This window comes from Salmonella sp. SAL00653 (assembly GCF_046552515.1).
Lineage (GTDB): Bacteria > Pseudomonadota > Gammaproteobacteria > Enterobacterales > Enterobacteriaceae > Salmonella > Salmonella enterica.
This window is the reverse complement of the sequence record NZ_JBGDTY010000004.1, coordinates 39,087-62,294: the sequence shown is the minus strand read 5'-3', so window position 1 is coordinate 62,294 and position 23,208 is coordinate 39,087. Positions and strand designations below refer to the sequence as shown.

General features: G+C 54.3%; 14 protein-coding genes and 1 pseudogene. 6 read left to right on the top strand and 9 right to left on the bottom strand.

Annotation, left to right across the window (positions count from 1 at the left end; translation table 11 throughout):
• The first annotated feature begins 254 nt into the window (after positions 1–254).
• Positions 255–1,904, top strand: a complete 1,650-nt coding sequence (locus tag ACLJRU_RS06700) for an alpha,alpha-trehalase (RefSeq protein ID WP_000934257.1) — start codon at positions 255–257, stop codon at positions 1,902–1,904.
• Positions 1,905–1,916: 12 nt separating this feature from the next.
• Here the strand turns inward: ACLJRU_RS06700 and ACLJRU_RS06695 are convergent, their stop codons facing one another.
• Positions 1,917–3,506, bottom strand: coding sequence for an STY4199 family HEPN domain-containing protein (locus tag ACLJRU_RS06695; protein WP_001541069.1), 1,590 nt, complete (start codon positions 3,504–3,506; stop codon positions 1,917–1,919).
• Positions 3,507–3,786: 280 nt separating this feature from the next.
• Between ACLJRU_RS06695 and ACLJRU_RS06690 the strand changes: the two genes are divergently transcribed.
• Positions 3,787–4,143 (top strand): glycoside hydrolase family protein, encoded by a 357-nt coding sequence (locus tag ACLJRU_RS06690; protein ID WP_001541070.1) that lies wholly within the window; start codon positions 3,787–3,789, stop codon positions 4,141–4,143.
• Positions 4,144–4,148: 5 nt separating this feature from the next.
• Here the strand turns inward: ACLJRU_RS06690 and ACLJRU_RS06685 are convergent, their stop codons facing one another.
• The gene (locus ACLJRU_RS06685; RefSeq protein ID WP_001196081.1) at positions 4,149–4,751 is read right to left on the bottom strand and encodes a response regulator transcription factor; all 603 of its coding nucleotides are present in this window, start codon (positions 4,749–4,751) and stop codon (positions 4,149–4,151) included.
• 630 nt (positions 4,752–5,381) lie between these two features.
• Here ACLJRU_RS06685 and ACLJRU_RS06680 point away from each other — a divergent pair.
• The 3 genes and pseudogenes from ACLJRU_RS06680 (at position 5,382) to ACLJRU_RS06670 (ending at position 9,055) form a co-directional block, all read left to right on the top strand.
• Positions 5,382–6,281 (top strand): annotated as a pseudogene (locus ACLJRU_RS06680) (LysR family transcriptional regulator).
• A 72-nt stretch (positions 6,282–6,353) separates the two neighbouring features.
• Entirely contained in the window at positions 6,354–7,382 is a 1,029-nt protein-coding gene (yhjD, locus tag ACLJRU_RS06675) for an inner membrane protein YhjD (RefSeq protein WP_000191231.1), read from the top strand.
• A 350-nt stretch (positions 7,383–7,732) separates the two neighbouring features.
• Positions 7,733–9,055: an MFS transporter gene (locus ACLJRU_RS06670; protein ID WP_001148983.1), complete on the top strand. Its 1,323-nt coding sequence runs from the start codon at positions 7,733–7,735 to the stop codon at positions 9,053–9,055.
• A gap of 39 nt (positions 9,056–9,094) precedes the next feature.
• On the opposite strand, the gene ACLJRU_RS06665 is transcribed toward ACLJRU_RS06670, so the two are convergent.
• Together ACLJRU_RS06665 and pdeH are read right to left on the bottom strand one after the other, a co-directional pair.
• Complete coding sequence (locus ACLJRU_RS06665; RefSeq protein WP_001541074.1) at positions 9,095–11,155, bottom strand: AsmA family protein; 2,061 nt, start codon at positions 11,153–11,155, stop codon at positions 9,095–9,097.
• Positions 11,156–11,264: 109 nt separating this feature from the next.
• A complete protein-coding gene (gene pdeH, locus ACLJRU_RS06660; RefSeq protein WP_000595624.1) occupies positions 11,265–12,032 on the bottom strand; it encodes a cyclic-guanylate-specific phosphodiesterase in 768 nt (255 codons plus the stop codon).
• A 228-nt stretch (positions 12,033–12,260) separates the two neighbouring features.
• Here pdeH and ACLJRU_RS06655 point away from each other — a divergent pair, with 228 nt between their 5' ends.
• A complete protein-coding gene (locus ACLJRU_RS06655) occupies positions 12,261–13,190 on the top strand; it encodes a sugar kinase (protein ID WP_187790636.1) in 930 nt (309 codons plus the stop codon).
• A 53-nt stretch (positions 13,191–13,243) separates the two neighbouring features.
• Here ACLJRU_RS06655 and ACLJRU_RS06650 read toward each other — a convergent pair whose 3' ends face one another.
• From ACLJRU_RS06650 to bcsZ, 5 genes are all read right to left on the bottom strand, one after another.
• A complete protein-coding gene (locus ACLJRU_RS06650; RefSeq protein WP_001163182.1) occupies positions 13,244–14,731 on the bottom strand; it encodes a M16 family metallopeptidase in 1,488 nt (495 codons plus the stop codon).
• Positions 14,732–14,950: 219 nt separating this feature from the next.
• Entirely contained in the window at positions 14,951–16,237 is a 1,287-nt protein-coding gene (gene dctA / locus ACLJRU_RS06645) for a C4-dicarboxylate transporter DctC (protein WP_000858228.1), read from the bottom strand.
• Between the two features lie 157 nt (positions 16,238–16,394).
• The gene (gene hmsP / locus ACLJRU_RS06640; protein WP_001266358.1) at positions 16,395–18,401 is read right to left on the bottom strand and encodes a biofilm formation regulator HmsP; all 2,007 of its coding nucleotides are present in this window, start codon (positions 18,399–18,401) and stop codon (positions 16,395–16,397) included.
• Between the two features lie 173 nt (positions 18,402–18,574).
• Positions 18,575–22,117 (bottom strand): cellulose synthase complex outer membrane protein BcsC, encoded by a 3,543-nt coding sequence (gene bcsC, locus ACLJRU_RS06635; RefSeq protein ID WP_023235361.1) that lies wholly within the window; start codon positions 22,115–22,117, stop codon positions 18,575–18,577.
• Positions 22,099–23,208 (bottom strand): cellulose synthase complex periplasmic endoglucanase BcsZ, encoded by a 1,110-nt coding sequence (gene bcsZ / locus ACLJRU_RS06630; protein ID WP_000988809.1) that lies wholly within the window; start codon positions 23,206–23,208, stop codon positions 22,099–22,101. The genes bcsC and bcsZ overlap by 19 nt, the downstream gene beginning before the upstream one ends.

Below are 23,208 nucleotides of genomic sequence, written 5' to 3'. Positions count from 1 at the left end.
CCACGCCATGCGGTGACGTAGTGATACCGCTATGAAACGAATGTTCTGATTTTAGGTCTGGGGCGGGCGTCATGAAAATAGGGTTTTCGCAATACTATTCAGTAAGTTATAAATTGTTTTTCTTGAGAGGTAAATTGCAAAATGTGATCCACAGCACACTTTGCCACTCAGGTATCGAAGCGAATGTCTACGCTTAATAGACAGCCGGGCAACACCCGTATCTTTTACGACGCAAGCCGGAGGTCCTTGTCATTATGCTCAACCAGAAATTAAACCCCACGCCTTCTGAAGATCTGACTATTGATGTCGATCTGCTTTATGAAACAGACCCGTGCGAGTTAAAGCTGGATGAAATGATCGAGGCGGAACCGGAGCCGGAGATGATCGAGGGGCTTCCCGCCTCTGACGCCCTGACCCCTGCCGATCGGTATCTCGAACTGTTCGAGCATGTACAGTCAACAAAACTGTTTCCAGACAGTAAAACGTTCCCGGACTGCGCGCCGAAGATGGACCCGCTTGATATCCTGATCCGCTACCGTAAGGTCAGACGCCACCGTGATTTTGACTTACGCCGCTTCGTCGAGAACCATTTCTGGCTACCGGAAACCTTATCCAGCGAGTATGTCTCTAACCCCGAAAACTCGCTCAAAGAACATATTGACCAGCTTTGGCCGATACTGACGCGCGAACCGCAGGATCATATTCCGTGGTCTTCGCTGCTGGCGCTGCCGCAATCCTATATCGTGCCGGGAGGCCGTTTTAGCGAAACCTATTATTGGGACTCTTATTTTACCATGCTGGGTCTGGCGGAAAGCGGGCGCGAAGACTTACTTAAATGTATGGCGGATAATTTCGCCTGGATGATTGAAAACTATGGCCATATTCCCAACGGCAACCGCACCTATTACCTGAGCCGCTCGCAGCCGCCGGTTTTCGCCCTGATGGTTGAACTGTTCGAAGAAGATGGCGTACGCGGCGCGCGGCGTTATCTCGACCATCTCAAAATGGAATACGCCTTCTGGATGGACGGCGCCGAATCGCTGGCGCTCAACCAGGCTTATCGCCACGTTGTGCGGATGCCGGACGGTTCCCTGCTGAACCGCTACTGGGACGATCGCGACACGCCGCGCGACGAGTCCTGGCTGGAAGATGTCGAAACCGCAAAACATTCCGGTCGTCCGCCCAATGAAGTCTACCGGGATTTGCGCGCCGGGGCGGCGTCCGGCTGGGACTATTCTTCACGCTGGCTACGCGATGCGGGCCGGCTTGCCAGCATACGTACGACCCAGTTTATCCCTATCGATTTGAACGCTTTTCTGTATAAACTGGAGAGCGCTATCGCCAATATTTCAGCACTGAAAGGCGAACGTGACACCGAGGCACTATTTCGCCAGAAAGCCAGCGATCGACGCGCCGCCGTGAACCATTATCTGTGGGATGATGAAAACGGCTGTTATCGGGACTATGACTGGCGACGCGAAGAAATGGCGCTCTTTTCCGCCGCCAGTATCGTGCCGCTGTATGTCGGTATGGCGAACCACGAGCAGGCCGACCGTCTGGCAAATGTGGTACGCAGCCGTCTGTTAACGCCCGGCGGGATTATGGCGACCGAATACGAAACCGGCGAACAGTGGGATAAACCGAACGGCTGGGCACCGCTGCAATGGATGGCGATTCAGGGCTTCAAACGGTATGGCGACGATATGCTGGGCGATGAAATCGCCCATAACTGGTTAAAAACGGTGAACCATTTTTATCAGGAACACCATAAACTGATCGAGAAATACCATATTTCCGGCGGTACGCCCCGCGAAGGCGGCGGGGGCGAGTATCCGCTACAGGATGGGTTCGGCTGGACCAATGGCGTGGTGCGCCGCCTGATTGGCCTTTACGGAGAGCCTTAACCTGCTCCGGCCTCAGTGAATCGCATCATAAATGGCTGACTGAATTTTCAGCCATTTTTTATTGTCTGCGCTGGGCCGGGCCTGAGCGCGCAATCGGGCCTGCTCCGTATCGTGCTGCTGGCGCGTCACAACAGCCGGAACGGTGCAAAACGTTTGCAAATAGATTTTATGCATCGCGGTCAGCGGCGCGCCGCTCGACATGTCATGACTTAACGTTGTGATAAATCGTCGGCAGGGTTTGACCTCATCCATCAGCGCGGGATAACGCAACAACAGTTGCAGCACCTCGGTATGTCCTGCCGCAAACGCCTGCTCCGTCCACGCGAGCTGCCAGTTCATTCCGCCCTGGAGGAACAGCGCCGTCACCCGCGTATCATTGCGCTCTATCGCCGCCCGCATGGTAAACGCATCCCAGGTAATCCCCATATGATTGAGCGTTTCCCGCGCGGAAGGCGCCTCGCGCGGCGGTTCATCCTGCGCCATTGCGGGAGCTTGCCCGTTATCGGAGCCTGGCGACGGCGAACTAAATAGCCAGAACGCGCCCGCCAGTATCGCCAGCGTCATGACGCCAACCGCGCCCCACAAAGCGCCGGAAATAAGTTGCTCACGCTCTTCAGGCGTACGCGGAGGCCGCTTACGCGGTGGTTCTATGCTCTCGCTAATCTCATGCTTATCTCCCCCGGCCTGCCGATCTTTAAGCCGCGCGGTTTCCCAGAACTGGCGCAATTCACGTTCATCCGCCAGCAGAAACGAAGCGGGATTCACGCGGGTACGTTTTTCGGCATAGGCGCGCTGGATGGGCCGAACGATTTGCTGATACTGAACGTTTAGCAGCATAAGCTGCGCTGAGGTGAGCGGCTGCCTGGCGATAACCTCGTTTCGCGCGAGGCGACAATCATCCAGAAACATACGCAGAGTGGTGCGCGACTCGGCGAACAGCGTTAACGCTGAGGCGTCATTAAAAATTCTGACGTAATGACGGGCAAACAATTTTTTATCAACCACCATAAGCGCCAGTTCGCTGAACAACATGCCTTCCAGCGCATGTTGATCTTCTCCCTGTTTTAACCACTGGCGCAAACGGTCCGGGCCAAAATGTTGCTTGAGGTAGTGATTCAGGGACGCCCGATCCGGCCATGCGCGCGCAATAAGCGCTTTTAACGTCAGTTCTATCGCCCGAAGCTGACGCTGCGCCTCAAGATGCGCCTCCTGGTCGGGGTCTTCCAGCTCAGTTTGATACGTCAGTAGCGGCTGCTGCTGACGTAGATGCTCCAGCGAGGTGACAAAACGCAACGCGGCAAGGAGTTGATTTTCGCTCACCTCTTGCCCGCTGTCATACTGGGGAACATGCTGCTGAAGATGACGCAGTTGCAGCATAAACTGGCTCAACTGCGCGTCATTTATCCGCAATTTTTTCGCCACCGCGCCCCAACCGCCCAGGTTAAGACGCGCCTGCTCAAGTTGTTCCATGAACCACCGGGGCTCTTTTCCCTCTGTGGTATGAATACCCAGCAGCAACAGGATTTCTATTGATGCCTGGCGGATAATCCCCAGGCTATGTTCAAAAGGCGCACGTGTCGCCTGCGAAGCGCTATTCGTCATTATCTTCCCTAAAAAGACGATCCCGCGACGAGATCTTCGTTTTCTTTTAATTATGTTTTTTCATAGATATAACAGATTCAGCCACATTTCAGTGACTTAATCTTAATGATTGCAAATTTATAAGAAGATCGGTTACTAACCAAAAACATCAGTTTTTCATTCTGTCAACGCGGCGTGACGCTGAACGGCATAGACCTTTTCCCTGCCTGCGTTTGGCCGTCTGACCGCTAGCCACGCGTGCAGCACACTTTATAATCGCGCTTTTTATGAGAAAGATGCCATGCCGCACATTTCATCTCGCTTTAGCTCCGCCTGCATCGCGTTTATTAAACAGTGGCAGGGTCTGTCGCTGGAAAAGTATCGCGATCGGCAGGGTAACTGGGTGATTGGTTACGGGCATATGTTGACGCCGGATGAGACGCTGACGTTCATTACGCCCGACCAGGCGGAGGCATTCTTGCTGGATGACCTCAATAGCTGCGATATGCTGCTACAGAATTGTTTGCCGGAACTTAACGATCGGTTTCAACGCGAAACGCTTATTGCGCTGATGTTCAGCATCGGACATCAGCGTTTTTTATCATTAATCAATACGAGTGATATTTCACAGCCAGAAATAAGCGGGCTGCGAATTTAACGTCGCTAATTCGATTCATTTAACATCATGGCGGCCTGGGTACGATTTTTTACATCCAGCCGCCGGTAAAGCGACTCCAGATGCGCTTTAACCGTCCCGGTACTAATATTTAACGCCCGCCCAATTTGTTTATTTGATTCTCCTGCGGCAAGCATCTGTAAAATTTCCCGCTGGCGGGCGCTTAACGCTTTTATATCACGGGACTCCAGCTCCGTTGAATTTAACCAATCCCCCGGTAAAAACATCATCCCGCGAGCGACAGCATTGAGCGCAAGGACAAAGGTTTCGGCATCAGAATCGCGTGGCACCACGGCCTGAACGTTAAATTGCATGACTTCATGCAGCCACTTTTGACTGCCATCCATCGCCGTGATAATAATCTTCACCTCCGGAAATTGCTGCGCGATTCTTTGTAACACCTCGCGGCAAAATTCAGCATCCAGGCCGCTATCCAGCATGACCAGCGCATCCGGCGCGCTTTCTATTTTTTGCCAGAGTTCTTCTGCCTGACCGACACTCTGGATACTTATTCCTGGAATGTGCTGCTGCAAACTGATTTTCATTCCATGAATAAATATTGACTGCCTGTCAAACATGATTACCTGCATTACTTTTCTCCACCTGGGTAAGATAATAGTCTCAAGATGAGGAAGGGTATTACCCGTAGGGTAAAATAAGAAGTCGCCATTTGGTATAGGCCATTTTACCGATAGTCATTGGTTGAGGAAGGGAAAGGTTATGAATATTTACAGCTTCAACATCGGGATTACAGAATTCGCTAAAATTAGCGTTTTAAAGTAAGGAATATCTTATTAGTACAAACAGACAAGGCTAATTTGAATATTAATTTAATGAAGAGTACGCCTGGCGCGTCACAAAGGAAATATCTGCTTTTCGCCTGATGTGTTACAAAAAATAAAGTAGCACATTTTGTTAAAAAATAGCCAATCCGCCTGAAAACCGCGACGATGGGTCAATGACAATACCGTGTATGTACATGCATTTCTCTGCCCCACTACACCCGCTGTTATCGGCGTGTTTTACCGCCCTTGTCCCGTTTATCGGCTTTTTGGCGCTAAAAAGCCTGGCCGGAAGGCGATAAATCCGCCGCGCAACGCGATCAGACGTATTCGTCACGCGAGCAATGATTGCGAAAGGGCTTATTAGATGCTAGAAAATCAATAAAACCAGCCGCTTCAGCGTCACTGTTTCAATAAAAACAATAATAGAGCCTGATGATGGATAAAATATATGCAATGAAATTGTTTGTACGCGTGGCGGAACGGGAAAGTTTTTCCCGTGCAGCAGAAGATATCGGCCTTCCCAAAGGCAGCGTCTCACGGCAAATACAAGCGTTAGAACATCAACTGGGCATCCGCCTGCTCCACCGCACCACCCGGCGGGTACAGCTTACTCAGGACGGTATGGTTTACTACGAACGGGCAAAAGATCTGTTGAGTAACCTGGATGAACTAGAAGGTCTTTTCCAGCCTGATCCCGCCAGTATCAGTGGCAAAATACGGGTAGATATACCGCCATGTCTCGCAAACAGCCTCATCATGCCGCGCCTGCCCACTTTTTTGCATCAGTATCCCGGCATTGCGCTGGAACTTTGTAGTAGCGATCGACAGGTCGATTTACTACGGGAAGATTTCGACTGCGTGGTACGCACAGAGCCGCTACATGCGCCAGGGATACTGACGCGCCCGCTTGGCAAACTGAGAAGAGTGAACTGCGCCAGCCCACAATACCTGGCGCGCTTTGGGTATCCAGAAAACCTTGACGACCTCGCCTCACATGCGATGGTGCATTATTCATTGACCCCGGGAGTCTCTTCACCGGGTTTTGCCTTCGAAACTCCCCACGGTATGCAGTGGGTAAAAACCGGCGGAATGCTAACGGTAAACAGTACGGAGACCTAGCATACGGCCTGTCTGGCAGGATTAGGGATCATTCAGACGCCGCGCATTGCTGTACGGGAGGCGTTACGCGCTGGAACGCTCATTGAAATTTTACCGCAATATCGCGCCGCTCCACTGCCGGTGACGCTGCATTATCCCCATCGCCGTAATCTTTCCCACCGGGTACACCTGTTTATGGTATGGCTGACTGAAACCATTAAAGAGGCCGCAGAGTAGCCGCATTTTCAGCATCCACCGGGGAGAAGCTATACTGACATATTCTATTAATGATGAAGGACTACCGACCTGATGACGCAGGAAAATGACGTAAAACGCCCTATTCAGGAACTGGAGCACGACCCGATACAAAAAATAGAAACGCAGCCGCATGACGCCCCGGAAAAAAACGAAAAGGCAAATCAGGCGTTGCATTCCGTCACCACCCTGATGCAAAAAATTCAGCGTCAACCAATGGTGGCCCACCTCATTCGCGCGACCGAACGTTTTAACGATCGACTGGGTAATCAGTTTGGCGCGGCTATCACCTACTTTTCGTTTCTGTCGATGATCCCGATAATGATGGTGTCCTTTGCCGCGGCAGGTTTTATCCTCGCCTCGCACCCTAATCTACTGGAAGATATTTTCAGCAAGATATTGATGAATGTGAGCGATCCTACGCTGGCGTCCACGCTTAAAAATACGATTAATACGGCGGTTCAACAGCGTACCACGGTAGGGCTGGTCGGACTGGGTATCGCGCTCTATTCCGGCGTTAACTGGATGGGCAACCTGCGGGAAGCGATTCGCGCCCAGTCACGGGACGTCTGGGAGCGCAAGCCGCAGGATCAGGAGAAAATCTGGCTCAAATATCTGCGCGATTTTATCTCGCTGATTGGATTATTAATCGCTTTAATCATTACGCTGTCCATTACTTCCATCGCCGGTTCCGCCCAGCAGATGATCATCTCCGCCTTGTATCTCGACAGCATCGAATGGTTAAAACCGGCCTGGCATTTGATCGGTCTGGCCATCTCTATTTTTGCCAACTATCTACTTTTTTTCTGGATTTTCTGGCGACTGCCTCGCCATCGTCCCCGTAAAAAAGCGTTGATTCGCGGGACATTTATCGCCGCTATCGGTTTTGAGGTGATTAAAATCATTATGACCTATACGCTGCCGTCACTGGTGAAATCGCCTTCCGGCGCGGCGTTTGGCTCCGTACTCGGTCTGATGGCCTTCTTCTACTTTTTTGCCCGCCTGACGTTATTCTGCGCGGCCTGGATAGCCACCGCCGAATACAAGGACGACCCGCGAATGCCGGGTAAAACGCAACGCTAGTCTGCGGCTTGCTGCCGGATGGCACGCACGGCGTCGTCATTCGGCCTACTGGCGTGTAGTCCCAGGCCGGGCAAGCAAAGCGTACCCGGCGGTACAATCAGGCACGTCCTTCCGCCTCATCTCATTGTTTCAGCATATAAATCCAGTAATTAACTTTTATTTAACCAGAAACCAGTTTTATCCACCAATTCTAAAATTATGTGAAGCATTTCATAGACGCAAAATGGCTGGCTTAAACATTATCCCCTTTTTGCGCTTTTTTTGACCATTTTTAGCTTTTGTTACACATTGAAATATAACTTTTGCTGTGCGTAATATGGCTATTCGTTCGCTAAAAATAAGAAAATAGTATGCAAGCAACCGCCACAACACTCGACCATGAGCAGGAACATGTTCCGGTAAACTCACGCAATAAAGTCGTTATTGCCTCGCTTATCGGCACCGCGATTGAGTTCTTCGACTTCTATATTTACGCCACCGCAGCGGTGATCGTGTTCCCCCTTATCTTCTTCCCCCAGGGCGATCCCACTGCGGCAACGCTACAATCGCTCGCCACCTTCGCTATCGCGTTTGTGGCGCGTCCGATTGGCTCTGCGCTATTCGGTCACTTCGGCGACCGGGTAGGCCGCAAAGTCACGCTGGTGGCTTCGCTGCTGACGATGGGGATCTCCACGGTCATTATCGGTCTGTTACCGGGCTACGCGACGATAGGTATTTTCGCGCCGCTGCTGCTGGCGCTGGCGCGTTTCGGTCAGGGACTGGGGCTGGGCGGCGAATGGGGCGGCGCAGCGTTATTAGCGACGGAGAATGCGCCGCCGCGCAAACGCGCGCTGTATGGCTCCTTCCCGCAGTTGGGCGCGCCGATCGGCTTCTTTTTTGCCAATGGCACCTTCCTGTTGCTCTCCTGGCTGCTGACCGACGAACAGTTTATGAGCTGGGGCTGGCGCGTGCCGTTTATCTTCTCGGCGGTGCTGGTGATTATCGGCCTGTATGTGCGCGTGTCGCTGCATGAAACGCCGGTGTTTGCGAAAGTCGCCGCAGCGAAAAAACAGGTAAAAATACCGCTGGGCACGTTGCTGACGAAGCATGTCCGCGTAACCGTTCTCGGCACGTTTATCATGCTGGCGACCTACACGCTGTTCTATATCATGACCGTCTATTCCATGACTTACAGCACGGCCGCCGCGCCGGTGGGGCTTGGCTTGCCGCGCAATGAAATACTGTGGATGCTGATGATGGCGGTGATTGGTTTCGGCGTGATGGTGCCCATCGCCGGCCTGCTGGCGGACGCATTTGGCCGTCGGAAAAGCATGGTCATCATTACCACGCTCATCATTCTCTTCGCGTTGTTCGCCTTTACCCCGCTGCTGGGTTCAGGCAATCCAGCGCTGGTATTCGTGTTCCTGTTGTTAGGCCTGAGCCTGATGGGGCTGACCTTCGGCCCAATGGGAGCGCTGCTGCCGGAGCTATTTCCGACGGAAGTGCGCTATACCGGCGCATCGTTTTCCTACAATGTCTCATCGATTCTGGGCGCTTCCGTCGCGCCGTATATTGCCGCATGGCTGCAAAGCCACTACGGGCTGGCGGCGGTAGGGGTTTACCTGGCGTCAATGGCGGCGCTGACGCTGATTGCACTGCTGTTAACCCATGAGACGCGTCATCAGGCGTTGTAATAGGGCGCCGGATGGCATCATCCGGCGCTACGTTTCACGTTACTGCTTCATCTGCGTTAAAATCGTCCGGCACTGATTGGCTTCGCCTTCAGAGGGCGAAATGAGCGCCAATAGCGCGGCGGCGGGCGTTACCAACGTCGCCAGCGCTGCCGCAACCGCGCCGCGCGCAATCAGCGGGCCGGGCTTGACGCCCGCCTGCGGATTTTTAAATGTCCCGCGCACGTACAGCGGCGATCGCAGCGTAATAATACGAATCCCCTTACTTTCCGGATCAATGGTTAAATCGAGCTGTTCAGAGGCGAAGCTCGCCGTACCGGTCACGTTAATCAACGCATTTTCTGTATCAAAAGCAAAAATTTGCGGTCGCGCCACGCCGTTCGCAATATTGAGATTCGCCGCCGCGCAGTTAACCCGCACTTCGTCATCGCCAAAAATCTGCCCGACAATATAGTTGCCGACGTTCAGCCCCACGATTTCCATCAGGTTGCGGCTAATCAATCCATCATTCATCAATAATTTGAGATTGCCGTTACTGTTGCCAAGCATCGCGGCGACCGAGTTGCCCGTCCCGCGAATATCCGCATCGCCGTTCAGCTCGCCCAGCGTTTTCTGCATCAGCTCCACATCCGGCATCAGTTCTTTAAGCTTCAGCCGACGCGCCTGTATATCCGCCCGCCCCTGCATTGGCTTTTTATCCCCTTCCAGATGGATGTTGGAGACAATACTGCCGCCTGCCAGACCAAACTTCAGCGGCTGTAGACGTAAGTCGGCGTTTTTCAGGATGATATGGGTCGAAAGATCGCTAATCGGTAGACTGCCGCCATGTTCAATACGTCGGCCTTTAAACCGGACATCGGCGTCCATAACGTCCCATTTGTCGGTTTCAAAGCGATCGTAAGGCAACACTTTATCCGCCGGCTGAACATTCTTCTCGCCTTTGCGCTGTTCAGACCGTTTCGACTGCTCAGCGTCTTTCCCGGAATCCACGCCAATCAGCGGCCCAAGATCGGCCAGGCGTAACTGGCGTGATTCGACATCGCCTTCCAGTTTAGGGCGCGGTTTACCGGTGGTATAAGTGAGGGAGCCGTGGATATCACTGTCGCCAATGCGCCCGTTAAAACCGCGATAATCAAATACTGATGACTTTTCGGCGTCAATTTTCGCTACCAATCGCCCATCGGTCTCAAACGGCGGCGTATCCGGCAGCAGCACGCCGGTTAAATCATATAAATCGCCCAGTGAATCGCCAGAGAATTTAAGCCGCAGATCGACGCCGCCCATTTTCATCGGCTCGTTCACCACGCCGCTAAAAGCCACCCGCGTATTGCCAGAGCGGAAATCGGCCTGCACAGGAAAAGGCGTACTTTCGCTGCGTAGCGCCAGCATACCGCCTATTTTCCCCGTACCGGTCAACGGTTCCCCGTTATAACGCCCCTGCGCCTTCAGGCCGAAGACATAGTCGCCCACGGTGGATTTGTCTGCTTTGCCTTTCGTTCCCGTCACTTCGCTGAACGGCAACGGTTTGCCTAACGGATCGACCAGAATAGTGATATCCGCTTTACTGACCTTATCATCGATCGCGATTCGCCCCTGGTCGAAGAGAATATTATCCAGCCGGAAGGACCAGGCGGAAGGTTTAGCATTGGGGTCCGTATTCTTGTCTTGCGTGAGGTTAAAGGTCCAGTTATTGGTTTTCTCGGACAGACGAATAAGACGCGCGTCGGGTTTCACCAGTTTGATCCACGGCAGCCAGACGGTTTTGGTCAGGAGCGCCAGTGGGGCAAGCGTCGCCTCAACGCGTGGCAGATGCACCATCGTGACTTCCGGAATATCCGGCGGATTGCCGAGAATGATGTCTTCCGCGTGAGCATGCGGCCACGGTACCCAGCTTCGCCAGCCGGTCTCCTGTTTTTGGCGTTCCCACACCACGCCTAAATCGCCGCGAATAGCGAAAGGCCGGTTCAATTCGGTAGAGACTTTCTGGTTGATGGTCGGTTTGAGGCGGCTCCAGTCAAATGTTGCGATCAACAAAATCACTATGGCGATCAACAACAAGAAAGTCCCTGTGATGGCGGCGGTTATTTTGCCTGCTTTAGTCATGTGTTATTTCCTCACTTCTTCCCTTGCCTGTCCTAAAGATAGTTCAGCCAGACGAAAAAGGAGGATGACCGCGCCTCGTAATACCACGTATTACGGGAACAGTCTGGCGTTACAGGGTCAGAATCACCTCTTCGAGCGATATCAGCGGCACGGGTCGAGAAAGAAAATAGCCCTGGGCGGCAAAGGCGGGCGAACGCTGCACATCACGCCACTCTTCCAGCGTCTCCACGCCCTCGACAATAACGCCGCGGCAGTAGCGGTTCATCAGTTGCAGCAGCAGAGTGAACAGGTTGCGTCCCTCCGCGGACTGACGCAGCATGACGAACAGCTCGCGCGCCACTTTAATGTAGTCATAACGCACTTCGCTCAGCGCTGAAAAATTGGCCATACCAGTACCAAAATCATCCAGCCACAGCGGGCCGAACTCACACATCGAGGCGAAAGAGGAGTCTTTCGGCAAACGAATATGTTCCACCAATTCGAAACGCAGCCAGGGTAAACGCTCCATCGCTGCCAGAATGTCCGGCTGTCGTCGCATGGCAATCAGCGTAGGGCCATCGACATTGACCGATGCCAATAAGTGATGGCGAGTGAAAAAATCCGCTTTTTGTTCAAGCTGATGAAGTTGTTCTTTCACTACGTCAATGCGGTGTCGAACCGCTAACTCCGCGAAATAACGATCCGGGGCAATACGTCTGGAAGGGTTATCAGGATGGGTGACGACAGTGAGAAGTTCAACCGCCATCAGACGGCCATCCGTCTGGTATATCGGCTGGTAAGTATAGGCACGCTCGCATTGCAGCCAATAGCGCCGTTCCTGCAAATTCTCTATACCTGCATCAGGAACGCGTAGCTGCTGGATAACCTGCTTTATCATCTCAGTTGTCCTGTTAATGGGAGTGTGACTGTCCGGACTCGTCAAAGGTTATCGGCGTTCAGGCAGAGAACTTTACCCTCAGTCCCTGGCAAAATAAAAACAGACCACGAAACTTGTCAAAAATACGCACTTGCTCAAAAAAATAATGGACCGATGTTTTAATATTATTGACCACTAAACATCCACAGCGCACACTAACGCTAATTTTTACAGATCAGGTTCACGACTATGTCTAAAAAGATTGCCGTGATTGGCGAATGCATGATTGAGCTGTCGCAGAAAGGCGCTGATGTTCAGCGCGGCTTCAGCGGCGACACGCTGAATACCTCCGTTTATATTGCCCGTCAGGTCGATTCTACCGCTCTGGCCGTTCACTATGTGACGGCGCTGGGTACCGACAGTTTCAGCCAACAGATGCTGGAGGCGTGGCAGCATGAAAATGTGGATACCTCGCTAACGCAGCGGATGGAAAATCGCCTGCCAGGCCTCTATTACATCGAAACCGATGACACTGGCGAGCGTACCTTCTACTACTGGCGTAACGAAGCGGCAGCGAAATTCTGGCTGGAGAGCGAACAGTCAGCGGCTATCTGCGAGGCGCTGGCGACCTTCGATTATCTCTACCTGAGCGGCATTAGCCTCGCGATTTTAAGCCCGACCAGCCGTGATAAGCTGCTGTCTTTATTGCGTGAATGTCGGGCCAACGGCGGGAAAGTCATTTTTGATAATAACTATCGCCCGCGTTTATGGACAAGTCGCGAAGAAACGCAGCAGGTCTATCAAAAGATGCTGGAATGTACTGATATCGCTTTCCTGACACTGGACGATGAAGACGCGCTATGGGGTCAGCAACCGGTGGAAGAGGTCATTGCCCGCACCCATGCGGCAGGCGTGCAGGAAGTGGTGGTAAAACGCGGGGCGGACTCTTGCCTGGTCTCAATTCAGGGCGAGGCGCTCATTGACGTTCCGGCAGTAAAACTGCCGAAAGAGAAAGTGATAGACACCACTGCCGCAGGCGACTCCTTCAGCGCCGGTTATCTGGCCGTTCGTTTGACGGGCGGCAGCGCGACGGATGCCGCGAAGCGCGGACACCTGACGGCCAGCACGGTAATTCAGTACCGTGGGGCCATTATTCCGCACGACGCGATGCCGCAGTAAGTCATTTGCTCTTGCCCGGTGGCGCTGCGCTTACCGGGCCGGCAGGCGGCAGCTTACTGTGCCGCCGGTGTCTCCGTCACTTCCGGATGCGCCTCATCTGCTTCAACAGCGGCGGCAGTTGTCGGGACCATGATTTCATCCCACGTCGCCTTTAACGCCTTCATATTAAATTCCGGCTCGCCTTGCGGTTGCAGCAAAATTAATGCCATCTCCTGCGATAGCTGCTGACGTAAATTCTGATTGAGCATATCAACGGTCAGGCTGTTGAGGAAATTCTGACGCAGCTTCTGATACTGCTCCGGCGCGATATCCACCACCTGATTCTGCAGCGAGCGCATACGCTGTCCAGTCAAAATGTCAGTATCGGTACGCGCGTAGGTCGCGAACAGCTTTTGCAATTCGAGATTTTTCTGCGCCACCAGCGCAGTAAACTCCTCTTCCGACAAACCTTTATCGCGTACTTTCGCCAGTTCATTCGCCACCAGGCTCAAATTGGTATTGAGCTTATCATTAGGTGATTCAATGTTGATGGCGCACTGCGCGCGCAGGAACAGAACCCGGCAGTCAAACCCCAGACCAATATCTTTCGCGTTATTTTTAGTAAGCTCTTGCTGGATATGCCAGAACAGCGCTTCGCGCGCCAGATCCGCCTGCCAGTAGCGCAACAGCGCCGCCGACTCGCGAATCGGTTGCCACGGCGTATCCCACATAATGGAGAGACGATCCTGGCGCACCGCATCGGTCATAATGCTCACTGATTCCGCCCGCAGCGGCGAAAGCGTCGGCACCGGGGCGGGCGTTTCGCGTTTACCTTTCAGCGTACCGAACGTTTTATTGATCTGCTCGGCGACGGAGCGCGCATCAATGTTGCCGACAACAATCAGCGTCATGGCATCCGGGGTGTACCATTTTTCATAGAAAGCCTGAATTTTGGCTGCGTCTACCGGTTGCTTTAACGGTTCCGCGGGATCGTGCCCCAATAACGCCGATCCTTTCAGCCGATAACGCCACCAGCCCTCTTTAGTATCTGCTGGCCACGTCGCAACCATATCTTCGCTGCTTAACGCATGATTCACCGTCTCTGGCGTAATGGTTAATTTACCGGAGACGTTAGCCAGATAGGTCAGCGCTTCTTTCAGCAGATCGTTACGGTTATTGGGTAAACTGAGGTTATAGAGCGTGGAATCATAAGAAACAATAACGGGCGGCATGGGACGTTTAGGATCAAACCCTTGCTGCCATAAAGAACGTGCCTGTGCGGCATCCAGACCACCGCTTTGCGTCAGCGCGATACGGGGAATCGCATGGCTGAACCCGCTCTGTTGCGTACTTTCGGTGAGCGAACCGGTATTAACCTGGAGACGAACTTCAATACGATCGCTGGGGCGCTGAGGCGTAGCCAACACTTGCCACTGTAACCCATTAGCCAGCGTCCCCTGTTGCCATGCCGGATCGGGCTGGAGCGCATCTGCCTGCACATAGCCGGCAGAGGCCAACATCAACAGACTGCCCGCTAAGAGTCGAATTTTTGTGCCCTGCATGTGAACCCCTGATCAACAATCCTGGTAATAAAAAGACAGCCCCGGCAGGGATGCCTGAATATGACGTAAAAACACTTCGTGTTAGACCGCGAGAACCTAAAAATGTCACGGAAGAAGTGAAATAATCCCTAAGCATCATGCTGTATGCTTTGGGCGCAGGGGTCAATTATGCGCAAACACCCGCAGTCCTGGAAGGGACTACGGGCATAAGTGGCGAGATTAGGAGGAAATTTCGTGCGTTTTGCCATCCGGCGCACGATTATTAAGCACATCGTCCAGCTTTTGGTGATCTAACTCTTTCACCCATTTGGCAACCACCACCGTCGCCACGCCGTTACCCACCAGGTTAGTCAGCGCGCGCGCTTCGGACATAAAGCGGTCGATACCGAGGATTAACGCCAGTCCCGCAACCGGTAAATGGCCTACGGCGGAGATAGTGGCCGCCAGCACAATAAAGCCGCTTCCGGTCACGCCCGCGGCGCCTTTTGACGATAGCAGCAGCACGACCAGCAGCGTTATCTGGTGGAAGATATCCATATGGCTGTTGGTCGCCTGGGCGATAAACACCGCCGCCATCGTCAGGTAGATAGAGGTGCCATCAAGGTTGAACGAATACCCCGTCGGGATCACCAGCCCTACCACCGACTTACGGCACCCCAGTTTTTCCATCTTATCGAGCATACGCGGCAACGCTGACTCGGAAGAGGAGGTGCCAAGCACAATGAGTAATTCTTCCCGGATATAGCGAATAAATTTAAAAATGCTAAAGCCTGTTACCCGTGCAATCGTCCCCAGCACCACCACCACGAAGAGAATACAGGTGATATAGAAGCAGATAATGAGCTGCCCCAGTTGCACCAGAGAACCGACGCCGTATTTACCGATGGTGAAGGCCATCGCGCCGAATGCGCCAATCGGCGCCAGGCGCATGATCATATTGATGATGCCGAAAATGACCTGCGAAAAACTCTCAATCACATTGAAAATGAGCTGGCCTTTGCTGCCCAAACGGTGCAGCGCAAAACCAAACAACACCGCAAACAGTAAGACCTGCAGAATGTTGCCGCTGGCAAACGCGCCGATCACGCTGCCCGGTATGACATCCATCAGGAAGGCAATAATGCCCTGCTCCTTGGCTTGTGCGGCATAAACGGCCACCGCCTGCGCATCCAGCGTTGCCGGATCGACGTTCATCCCGGCGCCAGGTTGCACAACGTTGACGATGATAAGACCGATAATCAGCGCAATCGTACTGACAATTTCAAAGTAAAGCAGCGCGACCGCGCCGGTACGCCCCACCGCCTTCATGCTTTCCATGCCTGCGATGCCCGTCACGACAGTACAGAAAATGACAGGAGCAATGATCATCTTAATGAGCTTAACGAACGCGTCGCCAAGCGGTTTCATTTGTGCGCCCAGTTCAGGATAGTAATGGCCAAGGAGAATACCAATGGCGATTGCTGTCAGGACCTGAAAATAAAGACTTTTGAACAGAGAGGTTTTCATAGGGTGTCCTTGAAGTAAAAACCACAGGTCTTGTAAGGTTATGAGTAACCTGCGGCCTTAAAATAACACCCACACAACATGACAGAAATGCGCCAGGATCATAATTGAAACAAAAATGTTAAAAAGTTTGAGCTGGCTCGCACAAGCGCGACCTTTTTTAACTTTTGTAATCAGAATTTTCGTGCGACAGATACCGTTCTTCAAAGATATCCGCGGGAACGGGCCGAGCAAACAGGAAGCCTTGCGCCACGTTGACTCCAGCCTGTTCCAGCCACGCGCGTTGCGCCTCGTTCTCCACGCCCTCGGCAATCAATTGTAAATTAAGACTGCGGGCCATCAGGATAATCGCCGTCACCATACTGTGATCATCCGGTAACCCATCGACAAACATTTTATCAATTTTAAGGATATCGACCGGTAGCGACTTCATATGCTGTAACTGGCGCAGCCCCGCGTAACCCATGCCAAAATCATCCAGTGCGATACGCACGCCAGCATTACGTAACGGACGTAAGATAGCGACGGCAGCGTGTGGATCGTCGATACGGCGGCTTTCAGTGACCTCAAGAATCAGCGTACCTGGTTGAATACGATAGCGGTTTAACAATTCCAGCAGCTCCGACACCATGCCAGGGTGCATGAGCTGTAACGCGGAAAGATTGACGGAGAGCGGCAATGTCACGCCGCGCTCCTGCCAGGCGGCAAGCTGGCGGCAGGACTCTTCCAGCACCCAATAGCCCACCGTGACCATCAGGCCGCAGGATTCAATGCGCTCAATCAGCCCATCTGGTAATTCCCAGCTACCGTCCGGCTGTTGCATACGTAACAAGGCTTCGGCGCTTAATACGTTGCCGCTGCGCATCTCGACCTGCGGCTGCAGCCAAATGGCAAACTGATGGTTATCCAGCGCGGTAAGGATATCGCTCTCTTCGGTAAGGCGCTGTTGAGCGGCCTCCATCTGCGCCGGGTCAAAGAACTGGATCTGATTTTTACCTTTTCGGCGCGCGGTAAAGGCGGCGGAGACGGCGCGACCATAGAGCTCTTCGGCGGTCAGATCGCCATAATACATCGCAATGCCAATACTGCAGCTTGGGCGCAGTTGAATACCCTGGATGGGCAGTCGTTCATTAATGATAGTGAGTATTTGCTGACCTAATGTAATGGCGTGCCACGGCTCTTTAACGCCGTGGGCGATAATGGCGAAGTCATACCCGCTGACCTGCGTAAGCACCATGCGCGGCGCCAGCACCGACTTCAGCTTCTCAACCAGCGTCAGTAATAGAATCTCCCGCTGCGTTTCTTGCAGCACGCCTGCCGTGTCACGCAACGTTTCGCACGTCACGATGATAAGCGCGGTGGTCTGTTGGCGGGTGATAACCTGTTCCAGCAGCGCCATTAAAAAGGCTTTATTGGGCAACTCGGAAACCGGAAAACGCATCGCGTTGTCCGTTTGCTCCTCGCGTTGACGCTGCATAAGCTGCTGGTTGAGGTTATAGCTGCGCACCAGCATTCCAATTTCATCATCCTGATGCAGACGCGGCAACGCCAGCTGATGTCCGATCAGCTCCTGCTGCGGAATGTCGTTCAGCTCGCGGGCGATTTTGCGCAGCGGATGCACAATCAGGCGGTTTACGCACCAGGCGATGGCCACCGTCAGGATCAGCGATAAAAGTAAGTAAATGGTCACTAACGTAGAGAGCGCGCTCATGACGAACTTGTACATACGGTACGAATCCGCCTGCAATACAAGGTAGGCCAGAGGTTGCGGATTGGCAGGACGCTCCAACGAATAAACCGGCAAAGAAATTTGTACCGGCAGTTCGAAGAGACGCGTCACCATAACCGGGACGGGGCGTTCAGGAATGAAGCGCTTACGCAACGCCTGGAACTGATTCGGCAATACCACATCGGCGCGACTCACCACGCCCGCAGGTTTAATACTTTCCAGAATGGTTTCCGCGCCGGGGAGATCCGCTTTTAGAATCGCGGAAGAAAGAGGTTCCCGAACAGATCGCGCGATACTTTCCAGTTGCGTAGCCGTGTTGTAGCGGTTCTGCTGTACCAGATGGAACAACAAAACGGTGCAAAAGACAAAAACAAACACCATGACAACGGCCGCAACCATTGCCATCTGTTTAATTGTTAACGAGCGGCTGACGCGCAAATTGACTCTCCCTGGATATCCCGGACTGCCGCCTGAGTATACCCGATTGCAGCGGCATTAAGAGAGGCTGTATCTGAAAAGGACTTTTCTGAATAACGGTTAATGATAGCGTCTGATGGCGCTGCGCTTCTCAGGCCTACGACGCCTGTCAATTCGTAGGCCTGACGCAATGATTACCAGTCAGCGTAAGGCACCAGAGGCTGCGGCGGTAAATCCATATCCCCCTGCCAGCCCGCCGCGGAATAACGGACATACAGCAGCAGATGACTGGGGGTATAATCTTTCGCCTGCTGAATATCGACAGCCGTACCCACAAACCAGTTGGCAGTGACCCGGCGTTCAATGAGCGCCCGCGCGGTATAGCCAAATCCCTGACTGCTGCCGCCGCCGTTGGTCTGGTCACGCGCATCCTCCTGATAATCCGCCGGGATCAAATTCATCAGCGGATAACGCGGCATGGTACGGTTGCGGGAGTGCGACCAGGATACCGAGCCGCCTAGCTCCCACGACCAGTTTTCCGTACGCTGCCGCCACATCACCGGCACCGCAAACGACAGGTATTCCTGCGGGCTATAATAACCGCCCTGACCCAGTGAATAACCGCTCAAATCTTTGTCGTAATGCCAGATCATGTTATTCAGCCCGACGGTAACGCGGCGGTTATTCTCGTTAATCACCTTATAGTAATAACCGGTCATCCAGCGCACGCGCCAGTTATCTTCCACATTTTTACCGCTCAACTGGTCGCCGCTGAGCGACGCCCAGACACCGTTTGCTTCGCCTTTATCATAGCTGAGACTGATGCCGCCGCCGTTGGCCCGCACGCCGCCCCATTTGGTGCCGGTATTGCTGCTGGCGTCCTTTTGCCCGCCAAACGCCAGCAGCGAACTGGAGATCGGGCGACGATGCGCGTTCAGGGTATAACCCAACGGCCCGATATCGTCGCTGTAGCTGACGCCGCCGACCACATCAACGACATTAAAGCCCATCGGCGTCGTGCCGATATCCCAGCGCCAGGTCTCATTCTGCCAGCCGACCGCCACGCTCGCGCCCGTATCGGCCTGGCTACGATGTCCGCTGCATTTCTCCAGCGTACAGGTACCCCAGTTATTATCGTATTTTCCGTCCTCATCCGTAGAGAAACGGCCAACATCCATATTCACCATATCAGTACGAAAGAACGCCCGTCCGTCCGACCAGGGCGCATCCACCTGAAGCATCGTGGTATGCGCCTTCAGATCGGAGTAGCCGCCAGTCCCGCTCGACCCCCAATAATCGTGCGCCAACGTGACATTGAGATCCTGCTGACGGTACAACTCCGCCGCATCGCTACGCACGCCGCGTTTTAGCCAGTCATCTTTTTCATCATTGCGCGTCAGGCGGGTAAAGGTATCGTTATCCTGGGGACGAACCGGCGTAATCGCTGCGGCGACCATTGCGTCTTTGTAGGTCTCCAGCGCCCGCTGCGGCTCGCCCGTTTGCGCCTGAAAAGCGGCGGCGTCACGCAATACCATCGCGCTTTCCATTGATGGCGGCTGTGCTTTTGCCTGCGGCGTAATGCGGTTGAAGGTCCGCGCCGCCGCCGTGATATCGCCAAGCTGGAGCTGCGCCAGCGCGACGCGGCGCTGCATGTTAATAGAGGTGATTTGCGACGCAGGCAGCGCCGCCAGTTGAGCGCGCGCCGCGGCGTTATCGCCCTGTGCGATGTCGATTTCCACCCGCCCCAGCATGGCATCGACATTACCCGGTTCCCGCGCCAGAACGGCGTCATAAGCGGCGCGGGCCGCCGCATTATCGCCACGCTGCTGCGCCCAGTCCGCCAACGTTAACGCAATGCGCGTAGAGGGCGGCTGCTGACGTAACAACGCTTCCGCTTCGCGTTCTTTGCCGCTATCGCGCAAGCGGTTAGCGCTTTCCAGCACCTGGTTACTTTGCAATCGGCCCGCCAGTTCCTGAATATTGCTGTTCCACTGGCTGGTCGGTAGGGTATTGAGATGCGCCAGCGCCGCCCGGTCCCGATCGCTGCCGGAAAGATAAAGTCCATAAGCATAGACCTGTTCCGGATCGTTTGGCTTCTGCTGCGCCAGAGAGCGCATTTGCGCATCGGCCTGGGCGTGCTGCCCGGCCTGCCACAGATCGCGTGACAGTCGGTACGTCACCCACACGCTCCCCGGATCTAATGCCAGCCGGCGACGGTGCAGTTCTGCGGCCTGCGCCCATTTGCCCTCGCTTTCCAGCGTTTCCGCCTGCTGCGCCAGACGATCATTTTCCAGACTGCGTTCGATATCGTCGATACTGCGCCGCTGGCTGGCGGAAAGAGAAGCGATAAACGCGGCGGCTTTTTGCGGCGACTGCTGGCGATAAAGATTCGCCAGCCCGCGTACAGCATTGGTATTACCGCTATCCATACGCAGCGTCTGCTGATAATAACGTTCGGCGGCGGCATTATCTTTGCGCGCCATCGCCACATCCCCCAGCCCCAGCACCGCGTAGCTGTCGGTGTTATCCACTGCTCGCGCCTGCTGATAGAAACGCTCCGCCTGGGCCAGATTATTCGCTTTTAAGGCCGCGTCGCCCTGCTGAATTAACAGCCAGTAGCGATTGACCTTCAGCAGGCTCTCCCACTTATCGCGGCTGCTGCTGTGCGGCGCCATCGCCAGCGCCTTTTCAAACTGCGCGACGGCGCGGGCGCGATCGCCACGCTGTGAGTATGCCTGCCCCAGCGCGCCGACCGCCTCGCTGTCGTCCCGCCGGGCGCTCACCGCCTGCTGCAATTGCACAATGGCCTTACCGCCTTCTCCGGTATTAACCGCCGCGATGCCCTGCGAGCGCGCGCGGAACGCCGGCTCGGCTAACTGTTTTTGCTGCTCGCTAAGCTGGGCGCGGGCGGCAGACACGCTATCGCCTTCGCTAAACTGCGTCAGATAGTCTTGCAACGCTTTTACGCTGGCGTCGCTCACCGGGAGATCTTTTATCTGCTGGTACCAGATGGCGGAGGCCGCGCTGCGTCCCGTACTGGATTTCGCCATCTGTTTTAGCACCGCGAATCCCTCATCGCGCCGCCCGCTGGCGAACAACAGTTGCGCCAGCGCATTTTGCAGAGCGTTATTACCCGGACTGACGGCATTGATTTTCTGTAGCTGGTTAATCGCTTCGTGACGGCGAGCGGGCAATTTCGCCACGGTCGTCCAGTATTCGACCGCCAGTTCGCCCTCCGGCGGATAACCTTTAAACAGCTTGTCGTAGCTGGCGATCGCTTGTTCAGTATGGCCGGTCGTCGCCAGTAAACGCGCCTCCTGCAAAGACTGGCGTCCTTGCGGCGTGGAGAGCAGCATCGCGGTGCGGGAAGATTGATACGCCGTCGACTCCGGCGCCAGTTGCGCCAGCCGGTCAAGTAACTTCTGCGCCCCGTCGCTATCCCCCTGCCGCAACAGATAGCGGAAACGGGCGGCGATAACCTGTGGATCATTGGGGTCGATCAGCTCCAGGCGATAGAGCGACTGACGGACTAAGTCCTCACGGTGCGTGGCCTCGCCCAGCCGAACCTGCTCCAGCAACTGTTGCTGCGCGGAGGTCGCTGCGCCGGCAAGCGGTGTTAGCGCCATACCAAGCGATAACCCCAACAATGCCCGAGAAACGCCCCTTTTGCCAGGTAAGGCGTTTCGACCGCCAGCCGGCAAAAAAGCGTGCATGAGACTTAACGTGAACTTACGCATTCCTGGCCCCAGTCAGGTAATAATTCACCTTTGACGGTGAAGCGAAAACGGTGCTGATCCCAGCCTTGTCCAAAGAGAGTCAGCACATAGTTGTAATAGGCATCGCTGCCAGGAAAATGGTCTGCGACCCGCTGTCGCTGCACGGCCTGGGCGTCGCGATTTTGCAGGAAAGGCAGTAAGGCGGCGGAAAACCCGACCGGCCCCGTCCCTTGCGCGTTCCCGCTGACGACATCCACTTTCTCCGGTGGAACGCCGTTTTTCATCGTTAACGTCGCCATCGGTTTAAATCGCGCCAGTAAACGCGCTTTTTGCGGATCGCCATCATGCATCATTCCCGCCCATAAATAGACGCGAATCGCATCGTAGCTACTGATCAGCGTCTTTTCCGCTTTCAACTGCCAGCCTTGCTTGCTTTCATAACGCACCCAGTCCGGCGAGAAACCTTTCGGCGCGGTTTCCAGCAAAAGCCGCAAATTGGTTTCCCGTAACGTCGACCACGGCGCGCCAAAACGGCTAAAGTATTGCGCCAACTGCGGCGGCAGATAGCTTGGGTTAAAACGCCAGCTATTCGCCTCGGCAAAGCCGATTTTGCCAGGTAGCAGCATTGAGCCCAGCCCCGGCACATTCACGACCTCTTCGCGGGCGATGCGTTTTAGCAACGCCGTGCCCACCTCGGTATAACGCGTCTCTTTCCACAGACGACCGGCCTCCAGCAGCGACCATGCCATCCAGATATCGCCGTCGGACGCGGAGTTGCTGTCCAGCACCGACCAGGTGTCGGGATCTTTTTGCCCCCACAGCCAGGCGGGCAGATGTTCACGCAACGATCCCTGCGCCAGATTGTTTTGCGTCCAGTTAAACAGTTGCGCGAACGCCGGTCGATCGTTCGCTGCCAGGGCAAAGAACATGGCGTAGCTTTGCCCTTCGGAGGTGGTAATTTTTCGCGCATCGTCCGGATCGATAACGCGTCCCTGCTGGCTAATGTAATCTTTCTTGAACTGTTCCCACGCAGGCCAGCTACAGGCTGCCTGCGCATTTATTGCCGTCAGCATGACGAGCATCGTTATCCATCCGCGCAGCATAGTCATCAT

Coding starts and splice junctions, on each gene's coding strand:
- ACLJRU_RS06700 (WP_000934257.1), top strand. CDS start 255: ATGCTCAACCAGAAATTAAACCCCACGCCTTCTGAAGATCTGACTATT.
- ACLJRU_RS06695 (WP_001541069.1), bottom strand. CDS start 3,506: ATGACGAATAGCGCTTCGCAGGCGACACGTGCGCCTTTTGAACATAGC.
- ACLJRU_RS06690 (WP_001541070.1), top strand. CDS start 3,787: ATGCCGCACATTTCATCTCGCTTTAGCTCCGCCTGCATCGCGTTTATT.
- ACLJRU_RS06685 (WP_001196081.1), bottom strand. CDS start 4,751: ATGCAGGTAATCATGTTTGACAGGCAGTCAATATTTATTCATGGAATG.
- yhjD (WP_000191231.1), top strand. CDS start 6,354: ATGACGCAGGAAAATGACGTAAAACGCCCTATTCAGGAACTGGAGCAC.
- ACLJRU_RS06670 (WP_001148983.1), top strand. CDS start 7,733: ATGCAAGCAACCGCCACAACACTCGACCATGAGCAGGAACATGTTCCG.
- ACLJRU_RS06665 (WP_001541074.1), bottom strand. CDS start 11,155: ATGACTAAAGCAGGCAAAATAACCGCCGCCATCACAGGGACTTTCTTG.
- pdeH (WP_000595624.1), bottom strand. CDS start 12,032: ATGATAAAGCAGGTTATCCAGCAGCTACGCGTTCCTGATGCAGGTATA.
- ACLJRU_RS06655 (WP_187790636.1), top strand. CDS start 12,261: ATGTCTAAAAAGATTGCCGTGATTGGCGAATGCATGATTGAGCTGTCG.
- ACLJRU_RS06650 (WP_001163182.1), bottom strand. CDS start 14,731: ATGCAGGGCACAAAAATTCGACTCTTAGCGGGCAGTCTGTTGATGTTG.
- dctA (WP_000858228.1), bottom strand. CDS start 16,237: ATGAAAACCTCTCTGTTCAAAAGTCTTTATTTTCAGGTCCTGACAGCA.
- bcsC (WP_023235361.1), bottom strand. CDS start 22,117: ATGCGTAAGTTCACGTTAAGTCTCATGCACGCTTTTTTGCCGGCTGGC.
- bcsZ (WP_000988809.1), bottom strand. CDS start 23,208: ATGATGACTATGCTGCGCGGATGGATAACGATGCTCGTCATGCTGACG.